Below are 25,648 nucleotides of genomic sequence, written 5' to 3' on the forward strand. Positions count from 1 at the left end.
ATGGCGCTATGGACGCTGCTGGCCTGGGGCGTGGCCGGCGTGCTGACCTGGCTCCCGGCGTTGGCGGAAGCGGCCGGCGGCGCATCGCTGCCGGTGAGCGGTGCGCTGAGTCTGGTGCCGCAGACGGTGCTGGATGCCTGGCTGCCGTGGCTGAAACAGCTGGGCAGCGGGGTGGCGAGCTATTTTCCTCTGCTGCTGAACTGGGCCGGCTACGCCGTCTGGTTGCTATGGGGCCTCGGCATGCTGGCGCTGATGCTGCTGGGCGCGCTGGCGCACCGCTATTTGAGCGTCGCTCAGCGATAGCCCTGATAGACCGCCGCCACGCGTTCGAAATAGTCGGTTAGGTAGTTGATACACACCTGCACCTTCAGCGGCAGTTTGTCCTTCTCGGTATAGAGCGCGTAGATCGGCCGCGGATCCGAATGGTAGCTTTTGAACAGGATCTCGATCTCGCCGCGCTTGATCTCTTCGATCACCCACATCAGCGGGGCGTAGGCGATGCCGGCGCCGTTTTTCAGCCAACGGATCATGGTGGAGGAGTCGTTGGTGACGAAGCGCCCCTGCGGTGAAATGCGCGTGGTGATGCCCTCCGGCGACATCAGTTCAAATTCGCTGTCGGGGCGCACGCTGTACTCCAGCCAGGAAAAGTTGACCATGTCGCTCGGCTTCTGCGGCGTGCCGTGCTGGCTGAGGTAGCTTTTGGCCGCGCACACCACCATCGGCATCTGCCCCAGGCGGCGGGAGAACAGGCTGGAGTCCTGCAGCGCGCCGGTGCGGATCACCAGATCCAATCCATCGGTGATCAGATCCGGTGCCGGAATGCCGGTCACCAGGTTGACCGTCAGGCCCGGGTACTCTTTCATCATCTCGGCGGTCATGTTCGCCAGCACGTTTTGCGCCATGGTGGATGAGCTGCCGATGCGCAGCGTGCCGGCAGGCGTATTGTTAAACGCGTACAGCTGCTCATGCACTTCGCTGACTTCCTGCAGCATGCGTCGGCAGCCCTGATAGTAGATTTTGCCGGCCTCGGTCAGGCCGATGCTGCGCGTGCTGCGGTTCAACAGCTTGACCTGCAGCTCATTTTCCAGTTTCGAGACGGTTTGACTGATCGATGAAACGCTCATGTCGAGTTGGCGCGCGGCCGCGGTAAACGACCCGAACTCAACCACTTTGGCGAATACCGACATCCGTTTTAATCTTTCCATTATTCACTCTGGCTTAAAAGTGATTTAGATCACAGATTGTTGATGCCTTGATAGTAAGCAGGCTAATATAACGTGGTCGGGTGAATAGACCTTACCAACGTGCGAGAGCGAGCGGCGACGCAATCCTGCCGCTCCTCCGGCACCCTCGCAATCCCTGTCGTGGATGTCTGCCCCAAAGTTTAACCTTTTTTCGGGTTCGTGACCTGGACAAGCTGTCCGGTCAAGATTTGTGGCGCGCGCACGCTAAAATGTAAAGAGAATGTGAATGGCGAGATGTGTCTTTCCCCGGCGTAGTGAACAATAAGGAAAAAGTGATGAGTTTGCTTCCGGTTATGGTCATCTTCGGACTGTCGTTTCCGCCGGTGTTTTTCGAGCTGCTGGTGTCGCTGGCGCTGTTTTTTCTCTTGCGCCGCCTGCTGCAGCCGACGGGGATTTACGATTTTGTCTGGCATCCGGCGCTGTTTAACACCGCGCTGTATTGCTGCTTGTTTTATCTGATTTCATGTCTTTTTGTTTGAGGTCGCTGTGAAAAATTTTTCGATAAAAATAACCCGAATCGCGATCACTTTGATTCTTGTGCTGCTGGGTATCGTTGCGGTGTTCAAGGCCTGGGTGTTCTACACCGAGTCGCCGTGGACACGTGACGCCAAGTTCACCGCCGACGTGGTGGCGATCGCCCCGGACGTCAGCGGCCTGCTGACCGAAGTACCGGTGGTGGACAACCAACTGGTGAAGAAAGGGCAGGTGCTGTTCGTGGTCGATCGGCCGCGCTATGAGCAGGCGCTGGCGGAAGCCGGTGCCGACGTCGCCTACTATCAAACGCTGGCGGCGGAAAAACGGCGCGAGGCCGGCCGCCGCGTCAAGCTGGGCGTGCAGGCGATGTCGCAGGAAGAAATCGACCAGTCGAACAACTCGCTGCAGACCGTGCAACACCAGCTGGCGAAGGCCGTGGCGGCGCGCGAGCTGGCGCAGCTGGATCTGGAGCGCACCACGGTGCGTGCCCCGGCCGATGGCTGGATCACCAACCTCAACGTCCACGCCGGCGAATACATCACCCGCGGCTCGGTGGCGGTGGCGCTGGTGAAGAAAGACTCCTTCTACATCCTGGCCTATCTGGAAGAAACCAAGCTGACCGGCCTGAATAAGGGCGACCGCGCGGAGATCACTCCGCTCGGCAGCAATCGCATCATGCACGGCACCGTCGACAGCGTGGCGGCGGCGGTAAACAACAGCAGCAGCACGGTCAACAGCAAAGGGCTGGCCTCGATCGACAGCAACCTGGAGTGGGTGCGCCTGGCGCAGCGCGTGCCGGTGAAGATCCTGCTGGACGCCAAGGACCAACAGCATCCGTACCCGGCCGGCACCACCGCCACCGTGGTGATCGTCGGCAAGAACGATCGCAATGCCGACAGCGGCTCGCCCTTTGTGCGCCTGATGCACCGGCTGCGTGAGTTCGGCTAATGAACAGCCCAACCTTTATCCGGCTGAGGTTTGCCTTCAAACTCAGCTTCGCGATTGTGTTTGCGCTGTTCGTCGGTTTCCATCTCAACCTGGAAACCCCGCGCTGGTCGGCGATGACCGCCGCCATCGTCGCCGCCGGCCCGGCCTTTGCCGCCGGCGGTGAACCCTTCTCCGGCGCCATCCGCCACCGCGGCTGGCTGCGCATCATCGGCACCTTTATCGGCTGCTTTGTCGGCCTGATCATTATCATCACCACCGCCCGTGCGCCGGTGGTGATGCTGCTGCTGTGCTGCATCTGGGCCGGCTTCTGCACCTGGCTCTCTTCGCTGATCAAGGTCGAGAACTCCTACGCCTGGGGCCTGGCCGGCTATACCGCGCTGATCATCATCGTGACGGTCGCCACCAGCGAGGCCCATCTGCTGGAAGCGCCGCAGTTCGCCATCGAGCGTTGCAGCGAGATCGTGCTGGGCATCGTCAGCGCCGTATTGGCGGATCTGCTGTTCTCGCCGCGTTCGATCAAGCAGGACATCGATCGGGCGGTGGATGAGCTGTTGGTGGATCAATATCGCCTGATGCAGATGTGCATCAGCAACGCCGACAAAGAAGACATTGACCGTGCCTGGAGCAATCTGGTCAAGAGCACCACGGCGCTGGATGGCATGCGCAACAACCTGATGATGGAGTCCTCGCGCTGGCAGAAGGTCAACCGTCGGGTGAAGGCGCTGCATACCCTGTCGCTGACGCTGATCACCCAGGCTTGCGAAACCTATCTGATCCTGCTGAATCACCCGAACGCGCTGCAAGCGAGCCTGCGGGAGCAACTGATGGTGCCGGCGGAAACCCCGCAGGAGATCCACAAGCGCATGAAGCTGTTGCGCCAGGTGCTGACCACGCATCGCTCCGATGAAACGCTGCCGACCCTCACCGGCTGGGTCGGCGCGGCGACGCGCTACCTGCTGCTGTCGAAGGGCGTACACACCAACGGCAGCATCAGCGCGGTGGAAGAGGGTGTGTTGAGCAATGAAACCGTGGTCAAGCCGACCTCGGCGGAAGGGCATCACGCGATGATCAACGGCCTGCGCACCTTTGTGGCCACGGCGTTCGGCAGCCTGCTGTGGCTGTGGACCGGTTGGACGTCCGGCAGCGGTTTTATGGTGATCATCGCGGTAATCACCTCGCTGGCGATGCGCACCCCGGCGCCGCGCATGGTGGCGATGGATTTCGTGCTGGGCATGCTGGCGGCGATCCCGGTCGGTTCCCTGTTCTTCATGGTGATCCTGCCGGCGACGCAGCAGAGCATCTTGCTGCTGTGTCTCAGCCTCGGCCTGCTGGCGTTTTTCATCGGCATCGAGGTGCAGAAGCGGCGGCTCGGTTCGCTGGGGCTGCTGGCGGGGACGATCAACATTCTGGTGCTGAGCAACCCGATGGAGTTCAACGTCACCCAGTTTCTCGATGGGGCGCTCGGCCAGTTCCTCGGTAGCTGCGTGGGGCTGATGGTGCTGCTGCTGATCCGCGACAATTCGCGCGAGCGCACCGGCCGCACGTTGCTCAACCAGTTCGTCAGCAGCGCGGTGTCGGCGCTGACCACCAAGGCGGCGCGCCGTCGGCAGAACCACCTGCCAGCGCTGTATCAACAGCTCAACCAGCTGCTGATGATGTTCCCGAACGATATCGCCAAGTATCGTCTGGCGCTGAACCTGATCATCGCCCACCAGCGTATGCAGCGGGCGGAAATCCCGGTCAGCGAAGAGCTGTCGGCCTTCCACCGCCAGATCCGCAGCACCGCCGATCGGGTGGTCTCGGCCAAGAACGACGTCAAGCGCGCCTATTACTACGATCGCTTGCTGGGTGAAATGAACGAGTACCAGCAAAAATTGGTGGACAATCAGGCGCCGCTCAGCGTCACCGGGCCGGTGAAACGCCTGGCCAACATGCTGCATCGCTATCGCCACGCCTTGATCGATTGATGCGTTCCCGCCTTTTGCGCCGCGTTATGCGGCGCCTTCCCTGACTATACTGAAAGCAGCGCCTGGTACGGCGGCCGTCTCATAAGAGGCGGCCCGTTTTCAGAGAGACTCCGAGTGCCAGAACGGCTGGAAAGTGGCATCATTGTCATGAATGGATGAAACCTTAGCCGCCGCGAAAACGTTACTTGCCGGTCATCTTAGTTTCATCCAGGTCGACTATATACCTAACTAGCCTGGGGGAGCTGCGGCGCCTTCGGCGGCATAATTTCAGGGAATGTCATGAACAAGCGGATTCTGGTGGCGATTGTCATCGCCGTGGTTATCGCCGTCTTCAGCGCGCTGCGCGGCAACGAGCACCGTGCGATCGGCGGCAATCCGGCGGTGGTCCAGGCCCCGGCGGGGCAGCAGCAGAGCATCGATCGGCTCACGCAGCAGCAAACGGTGGTGAGTTACCTGCAGCAGCATCAGCGGCTGCCGGATTATTACGTCACCAAGAAGCAGGCGCGCGAGCAGGGCTGGGATCCGCGTTCAGGCAACCTCTGTGTGGTATTGCCGGGCAAGGCGATTGGCGGCGATCGATTCTCTAACCGTGAAGGGCAATTGCCGACCGCCGGCGGCCGGGTCTGGCGCGAAGCGGACATCAATTACCAGTGTGGCCGGCGCGGCGCCGATCGCCTGCTGTATTCGAGCGACGGTCTGATCTTCGTCACGCGCGACCATTACAAAAACTTCATTCGTGTGGAGTGAGTTTGATGGCAAAAGTAGAGTTTGATTTTGAACAGATCCAGGATGTGCCGGCCTTCTACCGCGATTTCGCGCGCAAGTTTGCGCTGGACGAGGGGTTCGGCGCCAACCTCGACGCGCTGTGGGACGTGGTGACCGGCGATATCGGCCTGCCGGTGGAAATCGAGTTCACTCACCTGAATGCCCGCAGCAAGCGTCGTTTCGGCGCGATCATTCTGCTGTTTGAAGAGGCGGAAGAAGAGCTGGAAGGCAGCCTGCGCTTCAATATCCGTGAAAGCAGCGGCGAGCCGGCCCATCACCGGGGATGAAACGGCTTCATCCCGGGATGGCGGCGGCGCTTAGTCGGCCGCTTCGGCCAGCTCGCGCAGGTATTGGAAGATTTGGCGGTAAGCCTTAGGCGGCTTGTTGGCGGCCTTCTCTTTCTGCGCGTTGCGCACCAGTGAACGCAGCTGTTGGCGATCGGCGGCCGGATACAGATCCAGGATCGACGGAATGACGTCATCGCCTTCTTCCACCAGGCGGTCGCGTAGCGCTTCCAGTTTATGGAACAGCGAAACCTGCTGGTTGTGGCGGTTTTTCAGCTTGTCGAGCGCGGTCTGGATCGGCTCGATATCGCGGGCGCGCAGCATCTTGCCGATCAGCTGCAGCTGACGGCGACGGCCCTCTTTCTTGATCTTTTGCGCCAGCTCGATGGCGGCACGCAGATCTTCGTCCAACGGAATGCGGTCCAGCGCGTTTTTGCCCAGATCGACCATTTCGGCCCCCAGGTCTTTCAGCGCTTCGGCATCACGTTTAATCTCACTTTTACTGACCCAGATAATCTCGTCATCGTCCTCGTTTTCATTCTCCGGGACATCGTCGAGCCAGTCTTCAGGCTGTTTGTTCATGGTAGGCTCCGTTAAAAAGAGGCTAATCCTAACAGGTTGCCGGCTTTATGCGAAATTCAACGCGGTTCCTGTTAGACTCAACGGCAGAGATCTCAGGATTTTTGCGCGCCGCCCCGCGTGCACAACTACGCCGCTCCGGCACTTTTCTCAACGATTTTCTGATTAATTATGGCAGATTGATGAAAGTAGTCACTCAAGTTGCAGAACAGCGCAAGGCGCTGGAACAGGCCGTTTCTCAGGCGCTGGAGCTGGCCCGCGCCGGTTCCGACGCGGCGGAAGTCGCGGTCACCAAATCGACCGGCATCAGCGTCAGTACCCGCTTCGGCGAGGTGGAAAACGTCGAGTTCAACAGCGATGGCGCGCTGGGTATCACCGTGTATCACCGTCAGCGCAAAGGCAGCGCCTCTTCCACCGATCTCAGCCCGGACGCCATCGCCCGCACCGTGCAGGCGGCGTTGGATATCGCGCGCTACACCTCTGAAGATCCCTGCGCCGGCCCGGCGGAGAAAGATCTGCTGGCGTTCGAGGCGCCGGATCTCGATCTGTTCCACCCGATCGAACTGGACGCCGAGCGCGGCATCGAGCTGGCGGCGCGCGCCGAGCAGGCTTCGCTGGCGGCGGACAAGCGCATTACCAACACCGAAGGCGGCAGCTTCAACAGCCACTACGGCATCAAGGTGTTCGGCAACAGCCACGGCATGCTGCAAAGCTACTGTTCCAGCCGCCACTCGCTGTCCAGCTGCGTCATTGCTGAGCAGGACGGCGATATGGAGCGAGATTACGCTTACACCATCGGCCGTGCGATGGGCGATCTGCACAGCCCCGAGTGGGTGGGGCAAGAGTGCGCCCGTCGCACGCTGGCGCGTCTCGCGCCGCGCAAACTGTCGACCATGAAGGCGCCGGTGCTGTTCGCCTCCGAGGTGGCCACCGGGCTGTTCGGCCATCTGGTGGGCGCCATCAGCGGCAGCAGCGTTTACCGCAAGTCGACCTTCCTGCTGGACTCGCTCGGCAAACAGATCCTGCCGGCGTGGCTGACCGTCGAGGAGCATCCGCACCTGCTGAAAGGGCTGGCGTCGACGCCGTTCGACAGCGAGGGCGTGCGCACCCAGCGGCGCGATATCGTCAAGGACGGCGTGCTGCAAACCTGGCTGATGACCAGCTACTCGGCGCGCAAGCTGGGCCTGCACAGCACCGGTCATGCCGGCGGCATCCATAACTGGCGCATTGCCGGGCAGGGCGCGGACTTTGCCGGCATGTTGAAACAGCTTGGCACCGGCCTGGTGGTGACCGAGCTGATGGGCCAGGGCGTCAGCGGCGTTACCGGCGATTACTCGCGCGGCGCCGCCGGTTTCTGGGTCGAAAACGGCGAGATCCAATACCCGGTCAGCGAGATCACCATCGCCGGTAACCTGAAAGACATGCTGCGCAATATCGTCAGCGTCGGCAGCGATATCGAAACCCGCAGCAATATCCAGTGCGGTTCGGTGCTGTTGCCGGAAATGAAGATCGCCGGTCAATGATCCTCTGCGCGGCCGGCGCCCGCCGGTCGCGCGTTATCCCGTCTCAACCTTGCTTACAAATCTCCGGTTTCGGTTTTGCCCGGCCTTGCCTATGGTAACGGTGGGTTAATTAAAACAATAACTGGAAGGTGAGCAAACATGCAGAATACCCTGAAAGCGCTGGCGGCGTTGACGCTGCTGGCAGCCAGTTCGCTGGCGGCCGCCGCCGATCTGGGCGACGATATGGACACCCTGGCGGAAAACTACAAAACGGTGCTAAATACCGATTCGGCCGCTACCCTCACACAGAGCCTGCAAAACATGCGCGCCGCCGCGCAGGATGCCAAGCAGGGCACCCCGCCGAAGCTGGAAGACAAAGCCGCCGACAGCCCGGAGATGAAAGATTTTCGCAGCGGGCTGGATACCCTGATAGGCCAGATCGATCAGGCGTTGGCGCTGGCCAACCAGGGCAAAGTCGCCGAAGCGAAGCAGCTGGCGCAGGGCTTCAAGCAAACCCGCGACGCCAACCACAAGAAATTCCGCTAATCCGTCAACCGTCGCGCCCGTCTTCCGTCAGATAGGAGGAGGGCGCCTGCCCCAGCACGCGGCGAAACATGGTTGAAAACGCCGCGCTGCTGTCATATCCCATCTCCATCGCCACCTGCGTTACGCTGCGCCCTTCGGCCAGCAGCGCCAACGCCAGCACCACGCAGGCGCGCTGGCGCCATTGCGAAAACGGCAGGCCGGTCTGCGCGCGAAAGAAGCGGCTGAAGGTGCGAATGCTCATGTACAGACGAGGCGCCCACCGCTGCGCGGAGTCGTGGGCGTCGGGGTGCTGCAAAAAGGCGTGGCACAGCTCGCCCAGCCGAGGATCGGCGGGCAGCGGGATGTGCAACGGCAAGGGTTGCAGCCGGGCCAGCTCGTGCAGCAGCAGCGCCGCCAACGCCCCGTCGCGCCCGTCTTGCTCATACTCCAGCGGCATATCCACGGCCGCCATCAACAGCTGGCGCATCAGCGGGGTAACGCTGACCACCTGACAGACCTGCGGCCGTTCGGCGGGCAACGCGCCGGGTTCGAGATACAGGCTGCGGGTGGTGACGCCGACCATCCTTACCGCGTGCGGCATCTGCGGCGGCAGCCACACCGCATGCTGCGGCGGGACGACCCAATTGCCTTGCTGGGTGAAAACGTGCATGACGCCGGTGGCGCCGTACAGCAACTGCGCGCGCCGGTGGCTGTGCATCGGCAGCAGATGCCCCGGCGGGTAGTCGGTGCCGATGGCGATCACCGCGCGCGTTACGTGGTCGATGTCATCAATGTGGACATTGCGCATGTGTCCTCTTTGGCGGGCAGATTGGCCGAAACGCAATGATAGTTGGCCCTTCATATAAAGCAAGCCAACGGCCGTCGCCCTACTATCGGGGCAGAAAAATAACGCTTGTTCGGGGCGCCGCTATTTTATCGGCCAGGCAACCCATGCAAGTTTTCACACCGGGGTGGGACGAACGTTCTCGTTCTCGCAATACAAGAAGTTAATAAGGAATAAAGCGTCATTTTATTCCAACACCTGAAGCAATAGTTCTTAGTGCAGTTCAATGACTATAAGGTGATATTTCATGTATAAGTTCGGTGTGATTGGCGGCGGAGCCGCCGGGATCTCTTTTGCGTATAACTTTATAAAAAATAAGTCGGTTAATCATTGCAAAAGACCGCTTTCCCTGAAGGTTTTCGACAAGCAGGGCTTCAAGGGCGGTATGGCATACAGCAGCGATTTTGACAGCCATATATTAAATATGACGCCGGAAAACATGTCGGCGGATATTTTCGACGATGCGCACTTTGTTGATTGGATTGCCATGCATTTCCCGCAGTTTTGCCAGGATCGTTATCCGCCGCGCTGGCTGTATCGGGAATATCTCGATTTTATTCGCGACATGACGATTTATATGGCGGCGGACAGTAACGTGACGCTGAATTTCGTGACCGCCGAAGTGAATGCCATCGCGCCGCACGAAGCCGGCTATCGGCTGACCACCGCCTGCGGCGGCGCCGAGCAGATGAACGCGCTGGTGCTGTGCTCAGGGCACAACCCGCCGGAATGTCTCTATCCGGTGGACGGGGTGATCGCTTATCAGGCCCACCAGGATCTGCCGCCGATCAACCCTTATTCGACCATCGGCGTGATCGGCTGCAGCCTGACGGCGATTGACGCCATCGTAGAGCTGATGGAGCGCCTGGGGGCGACCGACATCTGCGCTTTATCGCGCTCGGGCCTGTTCCCCAGCGTGCAGCCGGCGCTGATGCGTCCGCCGCCGGAGGCGTTTGTGGAGGGGGTGCGGCGCTTTGTCGCCGGCAGCGATTTCATTGATGCGCATCAGCTGGTGCATGCGATCAATGCCGCGCTGGCGCGCCACTATCCGGGGCCGGAGCGGTTGACGGTGCTCTCGGCGCTGGGGGAAAGGCGCGATTGTTACCGCGATCTGGCGGACAGCCTCGATCGCGCGCGTTTTGCCCGGGAGCATATTTGCAGCTATCTGGCGGCGATCCACCCGGCGGTGTGCGCCGCCTGGGTCAAGATGGATGCCAACAACCGGCAGGTCTTCATGCGTTTTTACAACTCCTCCTGGATGCGCAATCGGCACGCCATGCCGATCAAGAACGCCAACAAGATCGTGGCGGCGCTGGAGAGCCAACGCCTGCGCGCCTGCGGCGGCCTGGCGGATATCAGCAAGGGAGCGGACGGGTTTACCCTCCGTTGCCATGAGACGCGGGTGCACGCGCAGTATCTGTTCAACTGCACCACGCCTTCCTATCAACTGCCGCCCAACCGCCTGAGCCATCAGCTGCTGCAAGACGGGCTGGTGCAAGAGAACCTGTTCGGCGGCGTGAAGTGCAACCCGCACACGCTGAAAATCGCCGACCGGCGCGGCCGCGAGCAGCATCTCTACTCGCTCGGCGCGCCCGCCAAGGGCGATCTGTTTTACACCTCGGCGATGGAGTCCATCACGCGGGATATCAGCAAGATCGTGTTTAACAACCCTATTTTCAACGCAAAGAAGGCTGAAGTATGAAAAACGTAGCGCTCTTTGTCGGCAACGACATTTTCTCCTGGCTGGTGTGTCAGGATCTGATCGCCGCCCTGAAAGGCGAGTGTGCCTTTACGGTGTATTTCCCCCTGGCGAAAAGCGCCGGGCGCACGCAGGAGCCGGCGGTTCGCCACCTGGGGCTGTATGAGCGCGAAGTGCTGAACGATTTCGTGTTCCCGTTCGTGGGCCGCAACGCCGCCGCCTGCGAGGGCGTCTATCAGCCGCCGGCGCTGTTCCTGGCCGCCGCCGGGGTCAAAGCGCATCGCGTTCTCGACATCAACGACACCGCGTTTATCAGCAGCCTGGGGCATATGGATGGGGTGATCTCCCTGCGCTGTTATCAGAAATTCTCCGCCGACTATGTGCGCGCCTTCAGCCGACGCGGCAAGCTGCTCTGGAACCTGCATCCGGGGGATTTGCCGCGCTATCGCGGGGTGATGACGCTGTTCCGCGCGATGATGAACGGTGACAGGGACTGTGCGGTAACGCTGCATGAAATGGATGAGCACTGGGACGCCGGCCCGGTGATCGCCCGCCTGCCCGCCGAGCTGCGTCACGATCTGTCGTTCCTGGAAAACATGATGCTGTTGGGCGTGCAGAGCGGCACTTTCCTGGCGCGCCAGCTGATGCGGGCGGAGCATAGCGAAGCGATAGCGGCGGAAAAGCAGGGCGATTCGCGCTACTGGGGCTTCCCGGACGCGCAGACGCTGGCGCAGGCAGAGCAGGCGGGCATTGAGCTGGTGGACCATGACGCCGTGCGAGAGCAGTATCTGGGGCTGTTCGTCGGCGATCGTTTCCACCCGCTGGCGGGGCAGTTCTGCGCCGGGTTCGACGACTTCGTGCGGGCGCACGGCCATGATTGAAACCTTGATTGTACTGGGTGCCGGCTTTCTGACCGGCATCACCACCATTCTGTTCGGCTTCGGCGGCGGCTTTGTGGTGGTGCCTTTCGTCTATCACCTGATCTCCGCCTCGGGCGAGCAGCCCGGCCAGGCGATGCATATCGCGGTGGCGACCTCGACGGCGGTGATGATCCTCAACGCGAGTTACGCCACGCTGACCAACTGGCGCAGCGGCAACCTGCTGCGTGAAACCATCGTGCCGCTGATCTTTTTCATCGGCATCGGCGCGGCGCTGGGCGCGTTCGCCTCTTCACTGCTGGCGGACGGCGTGATCCGCGGGCTGTTTGTGGTCTATATGGCAGTGACCATCGCCGACTGCCTGTTCCGCCGGGGTTTTTTGATCAAACCGGCGCGCGCCGAACTGTCCCCCGTTACGCTGTGGGGCGGTGGGCCGCTGATCGGCGGCATCGCCACCCTGCTGGGGGTGGGCGGCAGCGTGATGACCGTGCCGCTGCTGCGCCGCCATGGTTACGACATGAAGTATTGCGTCAGTGCCGCCAACCCGCTGTCGATCCCGGTGGCGGTGATCGGGGCGCTGATGTATATCGTGTTGGGGTGGCACGAGATGAGCGGGCCGCAGTATCTGGGCTACGTCAATCTGAACATTCTGGGGTTGCTGGTGGTCGCGGGGATTGCGGGGATCGTGTTTGCCAGGCGCTGTTTGCCTAAGGTGAGCGATGCGTTGCATGCCAAAATCTACGTGCTGCTGCTGATCGCCGTGCTGATCGCTATTTGCCTCTGAAACAGAAAGGGCGGCCGGATGCCGCCCTGAGAACCGCTTAACGGTGGTATTCGCCCGCCGCTTCCGGCTGGTACAGCAATTCCAGCACTTCAATCCGCGCTTCTTCACCGTTCGGCAATTGCCAGGAGATCTGCTTGCCGACGTGCATGCCGAGCAGCGCTGCGCCGAGCGGCGCCATCACCGACAGCTGATCGTGGCTGTCTTTCAGCGATGCCGGGTAAACCAGCGTGCGCACGTGCTCTTCATCGGTGTGCAGATCGCGAAAACGCACGCGGCTGTTCATGGTCACCACGTTGGCCGGCATTTTCTCCGGCGGCAGGATTTCCGCGCGATCCAACTCGTCGTTCAGCGCGGCGGCGACGTCGGTGTTGGCAAAGGCCGGTTGTTCCAATAGCGCATCCAGGCGTTCCGCATCCAGCTCATTAATAGTAATGATGGGTTTGGTCATTCCACTCTCCAGTCAAATCAAAGGGTGCCAGTCTGTGCACCCATAAATTCGGAAAAACAACACAAAGCAACACCCCCGCGCCAGAGGAGCGGGGGTGTGGGTAATGTCGATTTGTCCTATTGATAGTAGGCGGTTGGGGCGAGAAAAGAAAGAGATCCCGATCACGAAGGCTTTTATCGTCAATCGTGGCAAAAGAAACGGTTAGCCCGGTTATCTATTTGTTATCTCATTGACTTTTTCACCGCCGCGCCGTTTTGCGAAATGGATCCCCGCGCGTCATTCGATTTCCACTTCGAACTGGAAAAAACCGGTCTACACAGAAAATCCTACCGGGGGTAGGGTAAAGACATCACAGAAAGCGGGTTATTCAGGTGATGCGCTTTACGGCTTACTGATTAATGTAGGATCTAGGGGTACTGAAAAGTGAATGATGGATCTGCTTCGATAAAAGAAATTGAACAATCCGATGTCAGCGAAGCCGGAGCGATCGCTGCTCGGGTGTTGGCGGATATTACCGCGATGCTGAATGCTGAAAATATTTATACCAATGCGGTGCAGCAACAGATGCTGGAATCGCATATTCGCGCCATGGTGCTGCGTTCAATAACCGGTGAGCCGTTGCCGGAGGTGGATAAATCGTTGTTCGACGAAATCTCTGCCGAATCCATGCAAATGGCGGAGCGCGTGGTGAATCAGTTTGGCACATTGCCTATCGAAGAAGCCTATTTGCTGTCAGTGCACTTCGAAGTGGCGAAAGATAATAACGCATAGCGGTTAACGCATCGATTTCAATCAGGAGAATATACCATGGGTCAAATTACCGTAGTGATCGGCGATCGTCTGGGCAAAGGGCAAAAAGTTGGCCAAGGCGTTGAAAGCGCAGGCGGAAAAGCGGTGGTCATCCCCGGCGTCGCGGCGGACATGAAGCTCGGCGACGTCATGAAAGCGGAAAACGCGCAGCTGGGCATCTCTTTTTGCGGCAGCGGCGGCGCCGGCGCGATTACCGCGCAAACCAAACACGGCTACAAGGCTAAATATGGCATGCGTTCGGTGGAAGAGGGCGTGACGGCAATTAACGAAGGCTACAACGTGCTGGGCTTCGGCTTTATGGATAAAGAAGAGCTGGGCCAGAAACTGGTGGAAGCCTACGTCAAAAAACATGGCAATCCATAATGAAAGAGCAATATACCACATCGGTAAAGGTGGAGGGTAAAGGCGACAGCAAAGCGAAAGCTTTTGCTTCCGCCTTGGCTAATGTGCAGGGCGCGGTATTAAAGTCCACCAACAATATTCTGCTGCGTATCGAGCCGCAGGACGTCAGCGTAGTGAAAGCGGAAGAGAAAATAACTAAAGAGAAATTTCTTTTCTTCTTTTTGCCGCGTGAAAGAAAGAGCTATGCCGTTTCTCTGGAAATAACCGTGAACGTAACCATTATCAATACCGAGAAGGTTGTCTTCGTCACGAAATAAAAACGTTAGCATAAATGAAAGGGTATACTGATGTTTTTAATCATCTTATTTAAATCGATTATTATCGGTGGGCTGGTGGGGGTCGGCGTAGGGGCCGGCGCCGCGCGCATGTTCCACGCACCGACAACACAGGGCATGGGGGCGTTTCGCACCCTGGGCGAGCTGAATTCCTGCGAGGGCGATCCGGCTTCCCACTTCTCATTCGGTCTGGGCTTCTTCTTCAACGCCTGGGCGTCTTCCGTGGCGGCGGGCTCCTTCACGCAGGACGTCGACCACCGCATCATCCCGCACTGGGGTGCGGCGGCCCTGATGGTCAAGAACCGCAATCTGGCGCAAACGCTGCACGATCCGAAAAAAATGGCCATTGCCTGCGGCATCATCGGCATGCTGGTGGTGGCGTTCCTCAATACCACCGCTTCCGCCGTGCCTGCCGCGCTGCAGGTCACCGCGATCAAGGTGCTGGTGCCGGCGGCCAACCTGCTGGTGAACACCGTGATGCCGGTGATCTTTTGGCTGGCGGCGATCGACGCCGGGCGCCGTTCCGGCTTCTGGGGCACCATCTTCGGCGGCCTGGCGCAGCTGATCATGGGCAACGCCGTACCGGGCCTGGTGCTGGGCATTCTGATCGGCAAAGGCGTGGAAGAGAGCGGCTGGAACAAGATCACCAAGATCATGATGGCGGTGATCGTGCTGCTGTTCGTGCTGAGCGGCTTCTTCCGCGGCTTCGACATGAAAGTTCTCGAGTCCTTCAGCCTCGGCGTGCCGGGCTGGCTGGACGCCATTCACAACACCCTGAGCGGTAAATAAGGAGCGGGATGATGGAAGAGCAAACCCAAAAAGGCTTCTGGTACGCCGACTGGTCATTCCCGATTTTTGTTGGCCTGCTGTCCTCCGGCGTGTTCGCCGGGACGCACATGTACTACCTGTACGGCATCGGCGCCTTTAACGAAGTGGCGTTCGTTTCCATGCTGCGGGCGGGGATGGATACCGGCGTGTATGGCGCGGTGGCGGCGTTCGGCGCCAGCTTCCTGTTCGCGCGCATCATCGAAGGTTCGCTGGTGGGGATCCTGGACATCGGTGGCGCGATCCAGACCGGCGTCGGGCTGGGCGTACCGGCGCTGCTGCTGGGGGCCGGCATCGTGTTCCCGGTCGCCAACTTCGCCGCTTCGCTGGCCACCGGCCTCGTCATCGGCCTGGCGATCGGTTACGTGATCATCCTGGCGCGCAAATTCACCATCAATCAGAGCAACTCCACCTACGGGGCGGACGTGATGATGGGCGCGGGCAACTCGTCGGGCCGCTTCCTCGGGCCGTTGATCATCCTGTCGGCGATGACCGCCTCGATCCCGATCGGCATCGGTTCGCTGCTCGGCGCGCTGCTGTTCTATATCTGGGGTAAACCGATCACCGGCGGAGCGATCCTCGGCGCGATGATCCTGGGGGCGATCTTCCCGGTAGCCATTTCTTAAGAGGCCTGCGCCAGGCGCCGCCCGATGCTGCGGCGGCGCCCGGGCTAACAGGAGCAATGCGGTATGTATGACTTAGTAATCAGAGGCGCCAGGCTGGCGGACGACACGCTGATCGATCTGGCGGTGAAAGACGGCAAAATAGCCTCGGTCGGGCGGTTGGCGGCGGACGTCAGCGCCGTTCGCCAACTGGATCTGGCGGGCAACTGCCGCCTGAGCGCCGGTTGGATCGATGCGCACGTACACTGCTATCCCGACTCGCCGATTTACCATGACGAGCCGGATCGGGTCGGTGTCGCCAGCGGCGTCACCAGCGTGGTCGATGCCGGCAGCACCGGCGCCGACGATATCGACGCCTTTTATCAGCTGACGCGCAGCGCCAAAACCAACGTGTTCGCCTTCCTCAACATCTCGCGCATCGGCCTGCTGCGGCAGAACGAGCTGGCGGAGTTGACGGACATCGACAAGCACGAGGCCGGCCAGGCCATCGCCAACCATCCCGGCTTTATCATCGGCATCAAGGCGCGCATGAGCAGTAGCGTGGTGGGCAAGAACGGCACCCGGCCGCTGGTGTTGGCCAAAGAGATCCAGCGGGAAAACCGCCAGCTGCCGCTGATGGTGCATATCGGCAACAACCCGCCGAATCTGGACGAGATCGCCGATCTGCTGACCCGTGGCGACATCATCACCCACTGCTACAACGGCAAACCGAACCGCATTCTGACGCCGGCGGGCACGCTGCGCGAGTCGATCCAGCGCGCGCTGCGGCGCGGCGTGTTGCTCGACGTGGGGCACGGCACCGCCAGCTTCAGCTTCGAGGTGGCGCGCCAGGCGATCTCGCTGGGCATTTTGCCGCATACCATCAGCTCCGATATTTACTGCCGCAACCGCATGAACGGGCCGGTGCACAGCCTGGCGACGGTGATGTCCAAATTCTTCAGCGTCGGCCTGACGCTGCCGCAGGTGATCGCCTGCGTGACGGAGAACGCCGCGTCGGCGCTGCAGCTGAGCGGCAAAGGGCGGTTGGAGCCGGGCTATGACGCTGATTTCACGCTGTTTGAACTGCGCCGCGAACCGCAGGTGTTCGCCGACGCCGAAGGGCAAACCGCCGAGGGCGAACAGCTGTTGGTGCCGCTGGCCGCGGTGGTGGCCGGGGAAATCCTATTAACCGAACAAGGGGAGGCAGCCCATGTCTTCGATTTATGAAAAATACGGTTTGAAGCAGGTGATCAACACCTCCGGCCGCATGACCATTCTCGGCGTTTCCACGCCGCGCCAGGACGTGATTGACGCCGTTGACTACGGCCTGAATCACTATTTCGAAATAAAGGATCTGGTCAACAAGACCGGCGCCTACATCGCCGATCTGCTCAACGTTGAGGACGCGGTGATCGTTTCCTGCGCCTCGGCGGGCATCGCCCAGTCGGTGGCGGCAGCGATCGTCAAAGATAACGCCAATCTGCTGGTGAACCTGCACTCGGCGCCGATCGCCGTGCCGCGCGAGATCGTGTTGCCGCGCGGTCACAACGTCAACTTCGGCGCGCCGGTGGACACCATGGTGGCGCTGGGCGGCGGCAAGGTGGTGGAGGCGGGCTACGCCAACGAATGTTCGCCGGAGCAGATTGAAGCCTGCATCACGCCGCAGACGGCGGCGATCCTGTACGTCAAATCGCACCACTGCGTGCAGAAAAGCATTCTGTCCGTCGAACAGGCGGCGGTAGTGGCGCGCAAGCATAACCTGCCGCTGATCGTCGACGCCGCGGCGGAAGAAGATCTGATGTGTTACTACCAGATGGGGGCCGATCTGGTGATCTACAGCGGCGCCAAAGCCATCGAAGGGCCGACCAGCGGCCTGGTTATCGGCAAGAAACAGTACGTCGAGTGGGTGAAGCTGCAGTCCGGCGGTATCGGCCGGGCGATGAAGGTCGGCAAAGAGGGCATCCTCGGGCTGACGCAGGCGATTGAAAGCTATCTGACGCTTGAGAAAACCACCGGGCAACAGATGGTGGCGCGGATGACGCCGTTCCTCGATAGCCTCAACACCCTGACCGGCGTCAGCGCCAAAACCGTCTGGGACAGCGCCGGCCGCGATATCGCCCGCGCCGAGATCACTTTCGACGAAGCGGTGCTGGGGCGGTCGACCTATGACATCGTTCAGGCGCTGAAAACCGGCGATATTGCCATCTACTTCCGCGGCTACAAGGCCAACGAGGGCAAGATTGAGGTCGACGTGCGCAGCGTCGACGAGCAACAGCTGATGACCGTCTTTAGCTGTATCAAGAACCTGTTTACGGAGAAACAAGCATGAAGCTGCAGCCTAACTACTATCGCGACCGTGTCTGCCTGAACGTGCTGGCCGGCTCCAAAGCCAACGCGCAGGACATCTACGCCGCGGCGGAAGGCCATGTGCTGGTGGGCGTACTCTCCAAGAACTACCCGGACGTCGACAGCGCGGTGACCGACATGCTGCGCTATGCGCGCCTGATCGAAAACGCGCTCTCGGTCGGCCTGGGCGCCGGCGATCCGAAACAGTCGGCGATGGTCAGCCTGATCGCTCAGCAGGTGCAGCCGCAGCACGTTAACCAGGTGTTTACCGGCGTCGGCGCCAGCCGCGCGCTGCTGGGCCAGAATGACAGCGTGGTCAACGGCCTGGTATCGCCGACCGGCCGCGTCGGCTGGGTGAAGATTTCTACCGGCCCCTTGAGTGCCGCAGCGCCTGACGGCATCGTGCCGGTGGAAACCGCCATCGCCTTGCTGAAGGACATGGGCGGCAGCTCGATCAAGTATTTCCCGATGGGTGGCCTGAAGTGCAAGGACGAGTACCAGTACGTAGCCAAGGCCTGCGCCGAGCATGACTTTATGCTGGAGCCGACCGGCGGCATCGATCTGGAGAATTACGAGCCGATCGTCGAGATCGCGCTGGCGGCCGGCGTGAAGCGCGTGATCCCGCATGTCTACAGCTCGATCATCGACGCCGCCAGCGGCGACACGCGTCCGCAGGACGTGAAAACCCTGCTGGCGATGACCAAAAAGCTGGTGGGCTGAACGCGCAATAGGATGAGGTATGCCCTAAATAATTGGAGTTGCTTCCCGGCGGCAAGAGCATGAGTCCCCAGGAGCTTACTTAAGTAAGTGACTGGGGGGAGTGCTTGCAGCCAACACAGAAGCAACTTTAAGTATGACGGGATAACGCTGGGAGGCGAAGGTTTTCTCGTGGCGCGGCATGCCGCGTCGCCGTTAGCTATAGCCTATAGCTTTCAAGTTGCAGCTAGGCGGCAAGCGCAGGAGCCCCAGGAGCTTACTTAAGTAAGTGACTGGGGTGAGTGCGGGCAGCCAACAACGCTGCAGCTTGAAAGATGACGGATATATACTGAGGATTACTATGCGAAACTGGCAGGCTCCAACCCGACGCACCGCGTTGTTCCTGGCGCTGCTGGCCGTGACCGGCCCAGCGCTGCATGCTGAGGATGCAATGAATTCCACGTCATCTCATTTCGCCTATATCGGCACCTATAATCCCAACGGCGAAGGCGTTTACCGGGTGCAGGTCGATCCGGCCAGCGGCGCGCTGAGCCACACTACGCTGGTCAGCAAAGTGCCGAATCCGGCCCAGCTGACGCTGGGCGCCGATGGCAAGACGCTGTATGTCGCCAGCGAAGTGGCCGATTTCAACGGCGGCAAACACGGCGGCATTACCGCTTACCGGGTCAATCCTGTCGACGGCGGCCTGACGCAGCTCAACCAGGTGGATTCGCAGGGGGCGGGGCCGGTGTATCTCTCATCGACGCCGGACGGGCGGCATCTGCTGGTGGCCAACTACGTCAGCGGCAGCGTGGCGGCTTTCCCGATCGAAGCGGACGGCAGCCTGGGCGCCGCCAGCTCGGTGCAGCAACAGCAGGGCCCGGCGGGCGCGGCCAAACCGGCGGCGGCGGTGAACGGCAGCTTCGCCATCAGCGATCACAACGGCCCGCATGCCCATATGATCGCCAGCGATCCGAGCGGCAAGTTCGTGTTCTCCACCGATCTGGGGTTGGATCGCATCTACCAATGGCGCTTTGACGCCGCGAGCGGCCGGCTGACGCCGAACGATCCGCCGTGGATCGCCGCCTCTTCCGCCGGCGCGGGGCCGCGTCACTTTGTGTTCCATCCGGACGGCGAAACCGTGCTGCTGGTGAACGAAGAGGCCTCGACGTTGACCAGCTACCGTTTTGATCGCCAAAAAGGTACTCTGAAACAACTGCATGCGGTTTCCGCACTGCCCGCCGACTATCAGGGCACCAGCTTCGCTTCGGGGCTGGCGCTCAGCAAGAACGGCGACACGCTGTACGTCGCCAACCGGCTGCATAACAGCATTGCCCAGTTCAGCGTGGGCGCCGGCGGTGAGTTGAAGCCGGTGGCGGAAACCTGGACGCGTGGCGATTACCCGCGTTCGCTGGCGCTGAGCCCGGATGGCCGCTATCTGTATGCGTTGAACCAGCGCAGCGATAACGTTACCCGTTTCAGCGTAAATCCGACGGACGGCAAACTCAGCTTTGTGGGCGGCTATCTGCCGATCGGCAGCCCCTCGCAAATGGCGTTCCTGCCGCCGCCGAAGTAACCCGTGGCCCGCCCGGTTCACCGGGCGGGTTGCCTGATTGACGGACACAGAATGGTGCGATTTCCTTACCCGCGTTTGGCTTACTTGTTCGATGCTTTGCAAACCGAGACTTTGCCGCAGGATGAGCTGGCGAAGCGTTTCGCCGTGTCCACCCGCACGGTGCGGGCGGACATCACCGCGCTGAACGAGATTCTGGACAAATACGGCGCGCGTTTCGTGCATAGCCGCGGGGCCGGCTATCGCCTGCAGGTCGATAACGCCGCGCTGTTCAGCGCTCTGCAGCATCAGGAGCGCCGCAAGCACGCCACCCCGCGCAGCGCGCAGGAGCGGGTGCATTATCTGCTGGTGCGTTTTTTGACCTCAGCCTTCTCCCTTAAACTGGAGGATTTGGCCGACGAGTGGTTCGTCAGCCGCGGTACGTTGCAAAACGACATGGCTGAGGTGAGAGAGCGTCTGGCGCACTATCAATTGACGATCGAAACCAAGCCGCGCTACGGCATGAAGCTGTTCGGCGCCGAGATGGCGATCCGCGCCTGTCTCACCGATCTGCTGTTCCAGCTGCAGCTGGCCGACGCCGAGAACCCGCTGCTCAACAACGAGATCCTGCTGCAGCCGCAGGTAGCGGCGTTCGCCGGATTGCTGCACCCGCTGCTGTCGCAATATGCCATTCGCCTGACCGACGAGGGCGAGCAGTACCTGATCTTCTACTGCGCGGTGGCGCTGCGGCGCATCAACGACGGCTATCCGCTGCCGGACTTCGAGGTGGAAGACGGCGACGACGCGGTGCGTCAGGTGTCGACCCGCCTGGCGGCGGAGCTGCGTTCGGCCTCCGGTAAAGAGATCTCGATGGCCGAAGAGGCCTATTTGCGGGTCAACATTGCCGCGCGGCGCGTGCAGGACGTGCAGCCGACCGAGATCAACGCCGACGATGAAGAAGCGCTGGTGGACTACATCCTGTCCTACATCAACGCACACTATAACTACAACCTGCAGGGCGACGAGCAGCTGCGGGCCGATCTGCTCACCCATATCAAGACCATGATTACGCGGGTGAAATACCAGATCAATATCCCCAATCCGCTGTTGGCCAACATCAAGCAGCACTATCCGATGGCTTACGACGTGACGCTGGCGGCGGTCTCCAGCTGGGGCAAATACACCCCCTATACCCTGAGCGAGAACGAAATCGGCTATCTGGTGCTGCACATCGGCGTGGGGCTGGAGCGGCATTACAACATCGGTTATGAGCGCCACCCGCAGGTGATGCTGGTGTGCGATACCGGCAACTCGACGGTGCGCATGATCCAGGCGCAGATTGCGCGCAAGTATCCGCAGCTGGTGATGACGCGCATTGTCTCGCTGCGCGATTACGAGATGCTTGCGCATATCGACGAAGACTTCGTGATTTCCAACGCCCGCATCGGCGAAAAGAACAAGCCGGTGGTGGTGATGTCGCCGTTCCCGACCGATTACCAACTGGAGCAACTGGGCAAGCTGGTGCTGGTGGATCGCACCCGACCGTACATGCTGGAGAAGTTCTTCGACGCCGAGCATTTCATGGTGCTCAACGAGCCGTTGACGCAGGCGGAGCTGTTCAGCCGGGTGTGCGGCCAGCTGGAGCGGGAAGGGTACGTCGGCGCGGACTTCTATCCGTCGCTGGTCGAACGCGAGGCGATCGTCTCCACGCTGCTGGGCGAGGGCATCGCGCTGCCGCACTCGCTGGGGCTGCTGGCCAAAAAGACCGTGGTGGTGACGCTGCTGGCGCCGCAGGGCGTCGCCTGGGGAGAAGGCGAGGTCGCGCACGTGATTTTCCTGCTGGCGATCAGCAAGAGCGACTATGAAGAGGCGATGGCGATCTACGAGCTGTTCGTCACCTTCGTGCGTGAACGCTCAATGAGCCGTCTGTTGGGCAGCGACAGCTTCGACAGCTTTAAAGCGGTGGCGCTGGACTGCCTGAGCCGGAGTTGAGGGGGCTAATCTGCTTCCGGCAGAAAGAGGGCCGGGGGCAGATTGAAGCGTTTGGCCAGCGCCATAATGTGCGGAATGGTCAGCGATCTTTTGCCGCTTAGGATTTGGTTGACCAACGACTTTTTGCCGATCTCATGTTCAAAATCACTTTGGCTGAGTTGGCGCTGTTCCATCAATACGCGAAGCGCGGCCACCCCCTGCGGGAGTTGGGCGATACGCTGGTTGAATGCGGTAAACTCGGCGCTGTTATCTTCATATTCGGCGATCTTTTTTGCCAGCATGTCAATCAGCGGATGGTGTTCATCGTTTTCCAGCAGATATTCCACCAATTCGAGCGCTTCCCGGTAGTCTTGCTGAGAACCGCTGCCCTGCAATAAGGGCACGGCGCGCAGCAGCGCATCGGCGGCCTTAATGGCATCTGTAATCATGATGAACTCCTTCGATAGTGCTGCATCAGCTTGTCGTACTCGGCGTGGCTAACAATGTGCTTTATGAATACTTTCTGTGTCTCAAAGCTGGCAAAGAACAAAATTCGCAGGTGGTTGCCGCCGACGTCAATGACCCACCATTTCTCTTTGTATTTCATACGATCGAGCGAAGGAAAAAGCGCTTTTAACTCGTCCGGCGTGCGGAACTCGCCGCGTCGCAACGTTTTATAAATGGCCTCGAGAGCAGCGGCTTCATTAGGGTATTGCTTCGTTGCGTTATTGAACGGTTCCCTGGAAATGATATGCATCGTTCCCTCGATTCCTGCCTGGTGAACATTATAGCGGCTGCCTTAGGTGTTCACAAATTGTAAACTTATCATCCCCGCTCGCAGTGAGAGGGAAATACCCGGCTGCAGCCCGTTTCTGTCGTGGCACACTATTGCGGTTAGCGCCGTGATGGTAAATCCATGCCTCGCATTTACAGGCAGTTACTGCTGATTTTGGAAGCGGGTACGCAAAGTGAAAAGCGGGAGGTTGTGTCAGGGATAGGAGGCAAAGGGAACGAACGCGCCGGTACGACGCATTCGCGAGAGGGCTTCAGCGGCTAATCTTCATCAAACCCGGAGTTGAACAGCTCGACCACCGCCGCCAGCGCGTTGACTTCGTCGGGGCCGGTCGCTTCGACTTCGATATGCCGGCCCTGGGCGGAGTCCAGCATCAGCAGCGCGATGACGCTGCTGGCTTCGGCTTCGGTGCCGCTTTCGTTGCGCAGCATCACCTCGGCGTCGAAGCTTTGCACCAGCTCGAACAGTTTCATCGCCGGACGCGCGTGCATGCCCAGCTTGTTTTTGATTTCAACCGTCTGTTTGACCGTCATTGTTTGCGCTTTTCCAGCGTGCGGTGGCGCGACTGCACGTTCTTGCCGCGCGAGCGGAAGTAATCGGCCAGCTGTTCCGCCACGTATACCGAGCGGTGTTTACCGCCGGTACAGCCGATGGCGACCGTCAGGTAGCTGCGGTTGTTGGTTTCCAGCATCGGCAGCCATTGCTCCAGGTAGCTGCGGGTCTGGTAGATGAAGTTGTGCACTTCGGTATGGCGATCGAGGAACGACGCGACCGGCTTGTCCAGACCGGTCATCGGCCGCAGCTTCGGATCCCAGTGCGGGTTAGGCAGGAAGCGCACGTCGAACACGTAGTCGGCGTCGATCGGAATGCCGTGCTTGAAGCCGAAGGATTCGAACACCATGGTCAGCTCGCGCTCGCGCTTGCCCAGCAGGCGGGTGCGCAGCATTTCGGCCAGTTCGTGCACCGACATTTCCGAGGTGTCGATAATCAGGTCAGCCCGCGAGCGCAGCGGTTCGAGCAGATCGCTCTCTTCGTCGATGGCGCTTTCCAGCGACAGGTTTTTGCTGGAGAGCGGATGCAGGCGGCGGGTGTCGCTGTAACGGCGGATCAGCGTGTTGCGATCGGCATCGAGGAACAGCAGCTGCGGCGAGAAGCTGTCCGGCAGCTGAGTCATCGCGTATTCGAACACTTCCGGCGATTCCGGCATGTTGCGCACGTCGATGCTGACAGCCGCGGAGATATTGCGTTCCGCCAGCGTGTTGGCGAGCTGCGGCAGCAGCACCACAGGCAGGTTGTCAACGCAGTAAAAACCCATGTCTTCCAGCGCCCGCAAGGCGACGGATTTTCCGGAACCGGAACGGCCGCTGACAATCATCAGCACCATGTGGCAACTCCCCTGGCATCGCGGCGGCGTTCATCGCCACCGGTGGAAACTTTGTTATTCCGGCCGCAGCCGGATCCATCATCGTGAAACAGTAGCGTTATCCGGGCTGGAAGTCACGCCGGCCGGGCCTCACTCGGTGATGATTTGGTAAAGCTCTTCGTCGCTCTGCGCGGCGCGCAGGCGGCGGCATACGGTTTTGTCGGCCAGGCGTTTGGCGACCAGCGACAGGGTATGCAAATGGGTTTTGCACTGATCGGCAGGCACCAGCAGCGCGAACAGCAGGTCGACCGGCTGGTTGTCGATAGCGTCGAAAGCGATGGGTTGGTCGAGACGGATAAACACGCCAACGGCCCGCAGTGTGTCCTCTTCCAGTTTGCCGTGGGGAATGGCGATACCGTTGCCGATACCGGTGCTGCCCATGCGTTCCCGGGTGAGAACCGCGTCAAACACCACCTGCGAAGGCAGATTGAGCTGTTTGGCGGCCAGTTCGCTGATAATTTCCAAAGCCCGCTTCTTGCTGGTGCAGTGTACCGAGCTTTTGGTGCACTCGATGTTTAACACCGAGCTTAATTGCATATATTCGTTGTTCATCTCATCTTCACTTAAAACCGCGCCGCCGGGCGCACCCGGCAAGGCGGTTTTTCGTCGGTTTTAACCCTGATTACCGTTCGGCGCGTCACCCATGCGGGTCACGCGCCGAAGGGCGAGGCTGCGACGGAGGCAACCTCACGGAATGGGTTAGGGTGTCAGTGTTGCTTCAATTTGTCTTTATGTTTGTTCAATTGACGTGCCAATTTGTCGATCAGCGTATCAATTGCGGCATACATATTCTCGTCTTCCGAGGTGGCGTGCAACTCGCCTCCATTCACGTGCACCGTTGCTTCCGCAATTTGCTGCACTTTTTCCACACTTAATACAACATACACCTGATTGATGCGATCAAAATACTGTTCGAGTTTGGCGAACTTGTTGTTCACGAACTCGCGCAACGGATCGGTGATTTCGATGTGGTGTCCGGTAATGTTGAGCTGCATAGTGTCTTCCTTCTCAA

The 25,648-nt window shown here is 60.2% G+C and carries 31 protein-coding genes; 21 read left to right on the plus strand and 10 right to left on the minus strand.

Translation table 11 applies throughout. The features are described from left to right. The gene (locus tag QOL81_RS17565; RefSeq protein ID WP_283439962.1) at window positions 1-303 is read left to right on the plus strand and encodes a hypothetical protein; all 303 of its coding nucleotides are present in this window, start codon (window positions 1-3) and stop codon (window positions 301-303) included. Here the strand turns inward: QOL81_RS17565 and aaeR are convergent. Beyond that, window positions 294-1,205 carry an HTH-type transcriptional activator AaeR gene (gene aaeR, locus QOL81_RS17570; RefSeq protein ID WP_004936950.1) on the minus strand — a complete coding sequence of 304 codons (912 nt, stop codon included), beginning with the start codon at window positions 1,203-1,205 and terminating at the stop codon, window positions 294-296. The two genes, QOL81_RS17565 and aaeR, sit on opposite strands and share 10 nt — an antisense overlap. Window positions 1,206-1,519: 314 nt before the next feature. Between aaeR and aaeX the strand changes: the two genes are divergently transcribed. The 5 genes from aaeX to QOL81_RS17595 all read left to right on the plus strand — a co-directional run bounded on the left by aaeX (window position 1,520) and on the right by QOL81_RS17595 (window position 5,685). After that, window positions 1,520-1,723: a p-hydroxybenzoic acid efflux pump operon protein AaeX gene (aaeX, locus tag QOL81_RS17575; RefSeq protein WP_004936952.1), complete on the plus strand. Its 204-nt coding sequence runs from the start codon at window positions 1,520-1,522 to the stop codon at window positions 1,721-1,723. 7 nt (window positions 1,724-1,730) lie between these two features. Next, window positions 1,731-2,666: a p-hydroxybenzoic acid efflux pump subunit AaeA gene (gene aaeA, locus QOL81_RS17580; RefSeq protein ID WP_084827489.1), complete on the plus strand. Its 936-nt coding sequence runs from the start codon at window positions 1,731-1,733 to the stop codon at window positions 2,664-2,666. Beyond that, window positions 2,666-4,633, plus strand: a complete 1,968-nt coding sequence (gene aaeB / locus QOL81_RS17585) for a p-hydroxybenzoic acid efflux pump subunit AaeB (protein ID WP_283439963.1) — start codon at window positions 2,666-2,668, stop codon at window positions 4,631-4,633. Before aaeA ends, aaeB begins: the two co-directional genes overlap by 1 nt. A 279-nt stretch (window positions 4,634-4,912) precedes the next feature. Next, entirely contained in the window at window positions 4,913-5,380 is a 468-nt protein-coding gene (locus QOL81_RS17590; protein WP_060424634.1) for a ribonuclease, read from the plus strand. A gap of 5 nt (window positions 5,381-5,385) precedes the next feature. After that, a complete protein-coding gene (locus QOL81_RS17595; RefSeq protein WP_047730838.1) occupies window positions 5,386-5,685 on the plus strand; it encodes a barstar family protein in 300 nt (99 codons plus the stop codon). Between the two features lie 30 nt (window positions 5,686-5,715). Here the strand turns inward: QOL81_RS17595 and yjgA are convergent, their stop codons facing one another. Then, window positions 5,716-6,264 (minus strand): ribosome biogenesis factor YjgA, encoded by a 549-nt coding sequence (yjgA, locus tag QOL81_RS17600; RefSeq protein ID WP_004936968.1) that lies wholly within the window; start codon window positions 6,262-6,264, stop codon window positions 5,716-5,718. A gap of 179 nt (window positions 6,265-6,443) precedes the next feature. Here yjgA and pmbA point away from each other — a divergent pair, with 179 nt between their 5' ends. Beyond that, window positions 6,444-7,784, plus strand: coding sequence for a metalloprotease PmbA (gene pmbA, locus QOL81_RS17605; protein WP_060424635.1), 1,341 nt, complete (start codon window positions 6,444-6,446; stop codon window positions 7,782-7,784). A 138-nt stretch (window positions 7,785-7,922) separates the two neighbouring features. Continuing rightward, a complete protein-coding gene (cybC, locus tag QOL81_RS17610; protein ID WP_060424637.1) occupies window positions 7,923-8,309 on the plus strand; it encodes a cytochrome b562 in 387 nt (128 codons plus the stop codon). A 4-nt stretch (window positions 8,310-8,313) separates the two neighbouring features. On the opposite strand, the gene QOL81_RS17615 is transcribed toward cybC, so the two are convergent. Beyond that, window positions 8,314-9,096, minus strand: coding sequence for an AraC family transcriptional regulator (locus QOL81_RS17615; RefSeq protein WP_060424639.1), 783 nt, complete (start codon window positions 9,094-9,096; stop codon window positions 8,314-8,316). A gap of 283 nt (window positions 9,097-9,379) precedes the next feature. On the opposite strand from QOL81_RS17615, the gene QOL81_RS17620 reads away from it, so the two are divergent. The 3 genes from QOL81_RS17620 to QOL81_RS17630 are packed head-to-tail and all read left to right on the plus strand — an operon-like array spanning window position 9,380 to window position 12,493. Then, a complete protein-coding gene (locus QOL81_RS17620) occupies window positions 9,380-10,834 on the plus strand; it encodes an FAD/NAD(P)-binding protein (RefSeq protein ID WP_049273715.1) in 1,455 nt (484 codons plus the stop codon). Beyond that, window positions 10,831-11,712: a formyltransferase family protein gene (locus tag QOL81_RS17625; RefSeq protein ID WP_060424642.1), complete on the plus strand. Its 882-nt coding sequence runs from the start codon at window positions 10,831-10,833 to the stop codon at window positions 11,710-11,712. Before QOL81_RS17620 ends, QOL81_RS17625 begins: the two co-directional genes overlap by 4 nt. Then, entirely contained in the window at window positions 11,705-12,493 is a 789-nt protein-coding gene (locus tag QOL81_RS17630; protein ID WP_060424644.1) for a sulfite exporter TauE/SafE family protein, read from the plus strand. The genes QOL81_RS17625 and QOL81_RS17630 overlap by 8 nt, the downstream gene beginning before the upstream one ends. 37 nt (window positions 12,494-12,530) lie before the next feature. On the opposite strand, the gene rnk is transcribed toward QOL81_RS17630, so the two are convergent. Further along, the gene (gene rnk / locus QOL81_RS17635; protein ID WP_004936993.1) at window positions 12,531-12,941 is read right to left on the minus strand and encodes a nucleoside diphosphate kinase regulator; all 411 of its coding nucleotides are present in this window, start codon (window positions 12,939-12,941) and stop codon (window positions 12,531-12,533) included. 444 nt (window positions 12,942-13,385) lie between these two features. Between rnk and QOL81_RS17640 the strand changes: the two genes are divergently transcribed. The 10 genes from QOL81_RS17640 (at window position 13,386) to QOL81_RS17685 (ending at window position 22,441) form a co-directional block, all read left to right on the plus strand. Beyond that, a complete protein-coding gene (locus QOL81_RS17640; RefSeq protein WP_369803947.1) occupies window positions 13,386-13,712 on the plus strand; it encodes a glycine dehydrogenase in 327 nt (108 codons plus the stop codon). A gap of 36 nt (window positions 13,713-13,748) precedes the next feature. Then, window positions 13,749-14,114 carry a glycine-rich SFCGS family protein gene (locus QOL81_RS17645; RefSeq protein WP_019453148.1) on the plus strand — a complete coding sequence of 122 codons (366 nt, stop codon included), beginning with the start codon at window positions 13,749-13,751 and terminating at the stop codon, window positions 14,112-14,114. Continuing rightward, a complete protein-coding gene (locus QOL81_RS17650) occupies window positions 14,114-14,410 on the plus strand; it encodes a DUF4312 family protein (RefSeq protein ID WP_004937003.1) in 297 nt (98 codons plus the stop codon). The genes QOL81_RS17645 and QOL81_RS17650 overlap by 1 nt, the downstream gene beginning before the upstream one ends. A 30-nt stretch (window positions 14,411-14,440) precedes the next feature. Continuing rightward, window positions 14,441-15,217, plus strand: coding sequence for a DUF4311 domain-containing protein (locus tag QOL81_RS17655; protein ID WP_004937006.1), 777 nt, complete (start codon window positions 14,441-14,443; stop codon window positions 15,215-15,217). An 11-nt stretch (window positions 15,218-15,228) separates the two neighbouring features. Next, window positions 15,229-15,879 (plus strand): DUF4310 family protein, encoded by a 651-nt coding sequence (locus QOL81_RS17660; RefSeq protein ID WP_048234891.1) that lies wholly within the window; start codon window positions 15,229-15,231, stop codon window positions 15,877-15,879. 63 nt (window positions 15,880-15,942) lie between these two features. Then, complete coding sequence (locus tag QOL81_RS17665) at window positions 15,943-17,082, plus strand: amidohydrolase/deacetylase family metallohydrolase (RefSeq protein WP_060440973.1); 1,140 nt, start codon at window positions 15,943-15,945, stop codon at window positions 17,080-17,082. After that, entirely contained in the window at window positions 17,066-18,184 is a 1,119-nt protein-coding gene (locus tag QOL81_RS17670; RefSeq protein ID WP_049273708.1) for a DgaE family pyridoxal phosphate-dependent ammonia lyase, read from the plus strand. The genes QOL81_RS17665 and QOL81_RS17670 overlap by 17 nt, the downstream gene beginning before the upstream one ends. Continuing rightward, window positions 18,181-18,921 carry a 2-dehydro-3-deoxy-phosphogluconate aldolase gene (dagF, locus tag QOL81_RS17675; RefSeq protein ID WP_283439964.1) on the plus strand — a complete coding sequence of 247 codons (741 nt, stop codon included), beginning with the start codon at window positions 18,181-18,183 and terminating at the stop codon, window positions 18,919-18,921. The genes QOL81_RS17670 and dagF overlap by 4 nt, the downstream gene beginning before the upstream one ends. 337 nt (window positions 18,922-19,258) lie before the next feature. Beyond that, on the plus strand, window positions 19,259-20,473 hold the full coding sequence (locus QOL81_RS17680) for a lactonase family protein (RefSeq protein WP_126180456.1): 1,215 nt from the start codon (window positions 19,259-19,261) through the stop codon (window positions 20,471-20,473). A 51-nt stretch (window positions 20,474-20,524) separates the two neighbouring features. Then, entirely contained in the window at window positions 20,525-22,441 is a 1,917-nt protein-coding gene (locus tag QOL81_RS17685) for a BglG family transcription antiterminator (protein ID WP_060424654.1), read from the plus strand. A 5-nt stretch (window positions 22,442-22,446) separates the two neighbouring features. Here the strand turns inward: QOL81_RS17685 and QOL81_RS17690 are convergent, their stop codons facing one another. The 6 genes from QOL81_RS17690 to hpf all read right to left on the minus strand — a co-directional run bounded on the left by QOL81_RS17690 (window position 22,447) and on the right by hpf (window position 25,631). Next, the gene (locus QOL81_RS17690; protein ID WP_142110565.1) at window positions 22,447-22,869 is read right to left on the minus strand and encodes a helix-turn-helix domain-containing protein; all 423 of its coding nucleotides are present in this window, start codon (window positions 22,867-22,869) and stop codon (window positions 22,447-22,449) included. Beyond that, the gene (locus QOL81_RS17695) at window positions 22,866-23,177 is read right to left on the minus strand and encodes a type II toxin-antitoxin system HigB family toxin (protein WP_060424659.1); all 312 of its coding nucleotides are present in this window, start codon (window positions 23,175-23,177) and stop codon (window positions 22,866-22,868) included. Before QOL81_RS17695 ends, QOL81_RS17690 begins: the two co-directional genes overlap by 4 nt. A gap of 296 nt (window positions 23,178-23,473) precedes the next feature. Beyond that, window positions 23,474-23,746 (minus strand): PTS phosphocarrier protein NPr, encoded by a 273-nt coding sequence (gene npr / locus QOL81_RS17700; protein ID WP_004937034.1) that lies wholly within the window; start codon window positions 23,744-23,746, stop codon window positions 23,474-23,476. Next, window positions 23,743-24,597 carry an RNase adapter RapZ gene (gene rapZ, locus QOL81_RS17705; RefSeq protein ID WP_015379177.1) on the minus strand — a complete coding sequence of 285 codons (855 nt, stop codon included), beginning with the start codon at window positions 24,595-24,597 and terminating at the stop codon, window positions 23,743-23,745. Before rapZ ends, npr begins: the two co-directional genes overlap by 4 nt. 129 nt (window positions 24,598-24,726) lie before the next feature. Continuing rightward, window positions 24,727-25,188 carry a PTS IIA-like nitrogen regulatory protein PtsN gene (ptsN, locus tag QOL81_RS17710; protein WP_016930212.1) on the minus strand — a complete coding sequence of 154 codons (462 nt, stop codon included), beginning with the start codon at window positions 25,186-25,188 and terminating at the stop codon, window positions 24,727-24,729. A 155-nt stretch (window positions 25,189-25,343) separates the two neighbouring features. Next, the gene (gene hpf, locus QOL81_RS17715; protein WP_004937038.1) at window positions 25,344-25,631 is read right to left on the minus strand and encodes a ribosome hibernation promoting factor; all 288 of its coding nucleotides are present in this window, start codon (window positions 25,629-25,631) and stop codon (window positions 25,344-25,346) included. Between the last annotated feature and the right edge of the window lie 17 nt (window positions 25,632-25,648).

Source organism: Serratia sp. CC22-02 (genome assembly GCF_900182895.1).
In the GTDB taxonomy this organism is placed as follows: domain Bacteria; phylum Pseudomonadota; class Gammaproteobacteria; order Enterobacterales; family Enterobacteriaceae; genus Serratia; species Serratia nevei.

Coding starts and splice junctions, on each gene's coding strand:
- QOL81_RS17565 (WP_283439962.1), top strand. CDS start 1: ATGGCGCTATGGACGCTGCTGGCCTGGGGCGTGGCCGGCGTGCTGACC.
- aaeR (WP_004936950.1), bottom strand. CDS start 1,205: ATGGAAAGATTAAAACGGATGTCGGTATTCGCCAAAGTGGTTGAGTTC.
- aaeX (WP_004936952.1), top strand. CDS start 1,520: ATGAGTTTGCTTCCGGTTATGGTCATCTTCGGACTGTCGTTTCCGCCG.
- aaeB (WP_283439963.1), top strand. CDS start 2,666: ATGAACAGCCCAACCTTTATCCGGCTGAGGTTTGCCTTCAAACTCAGC.
- QOL81_RS17590 (WP_060424634.1), top strand. CDS start 4,913: ATGAACAAGCGGATTCTGGTGGCGATTGTCATCGCCGTGGTTATCGCC.
- QOL81_RS17595 (WP_047730838.1), top strand. CDS start 5,386: ATGGCAAAAGTAGAGTTTGATTTTGAACAGATCCAGGATGTGCCGGCC.
- yjgA (WP_004936968.1), bottom strand. CDS start 6,264: ATGAACAAACAGCCTGAAGACTGGCTCGACGATGTCCCGGAGAATGAA.
- pmbA (WP_060424635.1), top strand. CDS start 6,444: ATGAAAGTAGTCACTCAAGTTGCAGAACAGCGCAAGGCGCTGGAACAG.
- cybC (WP_060424637.1), top strand. CDS start 7,923: ATGCAGAATACCCTGAAAGCGCTGGCGGCGTTGACGCTGCTGGCAGCC.
- QOL81_RS17615 (WP_060424639.1), bottom strand. CDS start 9,096: ATGCGCAATGTCCACATTGATGACATCGACCACGTAACGCGCGCGGTG.
- QOL81_RS17620 (WP_049273715.1), top strand. CDS start 9,380: ATGTATAAGTTCGGTGTGATTGGCGGCGGAGCCGCCGGGATCTCTTTT.
- QOL81_RS17625 (WP_060424642.1), top strand. CDS start 10,831: ATGAAAAACGTAGCGCTCTTTGTCGGCAACGACATTTTCTCCTGGCTG.
- QOL81_RS17630 (WP_060424644.1), top strand. CDS start 11,705: ATGATTGAAACCTTGATTGTACTGGGTGCCGGCTTTCTGACCGGCATC.
- rnk (WP_004936993.1), bottom strand. CDS start 12,941: ATGACCAAACCCATCATTACTATTAATGAGCTGGATGCGGAACGCCTG.
- QOL81_RS17645 (WP_019453148.1), top strand. CDS start 13,749: ATGGGTCAAATTACCGTAGTGATCGGCGATCGTCTGGGCAAAGGGCAA.
- QOL81_RS17650 (WP_004937003.1), top strand. CDS start 14,114: ATGAAAGAGCAATATACCACATCGGTAAAGGTGGAGGGTAAAGGCGAC.
- QOL81_RS17655 (WP_004937006.1), top strand. CDS start 14,441: ATGTTTTTAATCATCTTATTTAAATCGATTATTATCGGTGGGCTGGTG.
- QOL81_RS17660 (WP_048234891.1), top strand. CDS start 15,229: ATGGAAGAGCAAACCCAAAAAGGCTTCTGGTACGCCGACTGGTCATTC.
- QOL81_RS17665 (WP_060440973.1), top strand. CDS start 15,943: ATGTATGACTTAGTAATCAGAGGCGCCAGGCTGGCGGACGACACGCTG.
- QOL81_RS17670 (WP_049273708.1), top strand. CDS start 17,066: ATGTCTTCGATTTATGAAAAATACGGTTTGAAGCAGGTGATCAACACC.
- dagF (WP_283439964.1), top strand. CDS start 18,181: ATGAAGCTGCAGCCTAACTACTATCGCGACCGTGTCTGCCTGAACGTG.
- QOL81_RS17680 (WP_126180456.1), top strand. CDS start 19,259: ATGCGAAACTGGCAGGCTCCAACCCGACGCACCGCGTTGTTCCTGGCG.
- QOL81_RS17685 (WP_060424654.1), top strand. CDS start 20,525: ATGGTGCGATTTCCTTACCCGCGTTTGGCTTACTTGTTCGATGCTTTG.
- QOL81_RS17690 (WP_142110565.1), bottom strand. CDS start 22,869: ATGATTACAGATGCCATTAAGGCCGCCGATGCGCTGCTGCGCGCCGTG.
- QOL81_RS17695 (WP_060424659.1), bottom strand. CDS start 23,177: ATGCATATCATTTCCAGGGAACCGTTCAATAACGCAACGAAGCAATAC.
- npr (WP_004937034.1), bottom strand. CDS start 23,746: ATGACGGTCAAACAGACGGTTGAAATCAAAAACAAGCTGGGCATGCAC.
- rapZ (WP_015379177.1), bottom strand. CDS start 24,597: ATGGTGCTGATGATTGTCAGCGGCCGTTCCGGTTCCGGAAAATCCGTC.
- ptsN (WP_016930212.1), bottom strand. CDS start 25,188: ATGAACAACGAATATATGCAATTAAGCTCGGTGTTAAACATCGAGTGC.
- hpf (WP_004937038.1), bottom strand. CDS start 25,631: ATGCAGCTCAACATTACCGGACACCACATCGAAATCACCGATCCGTTG.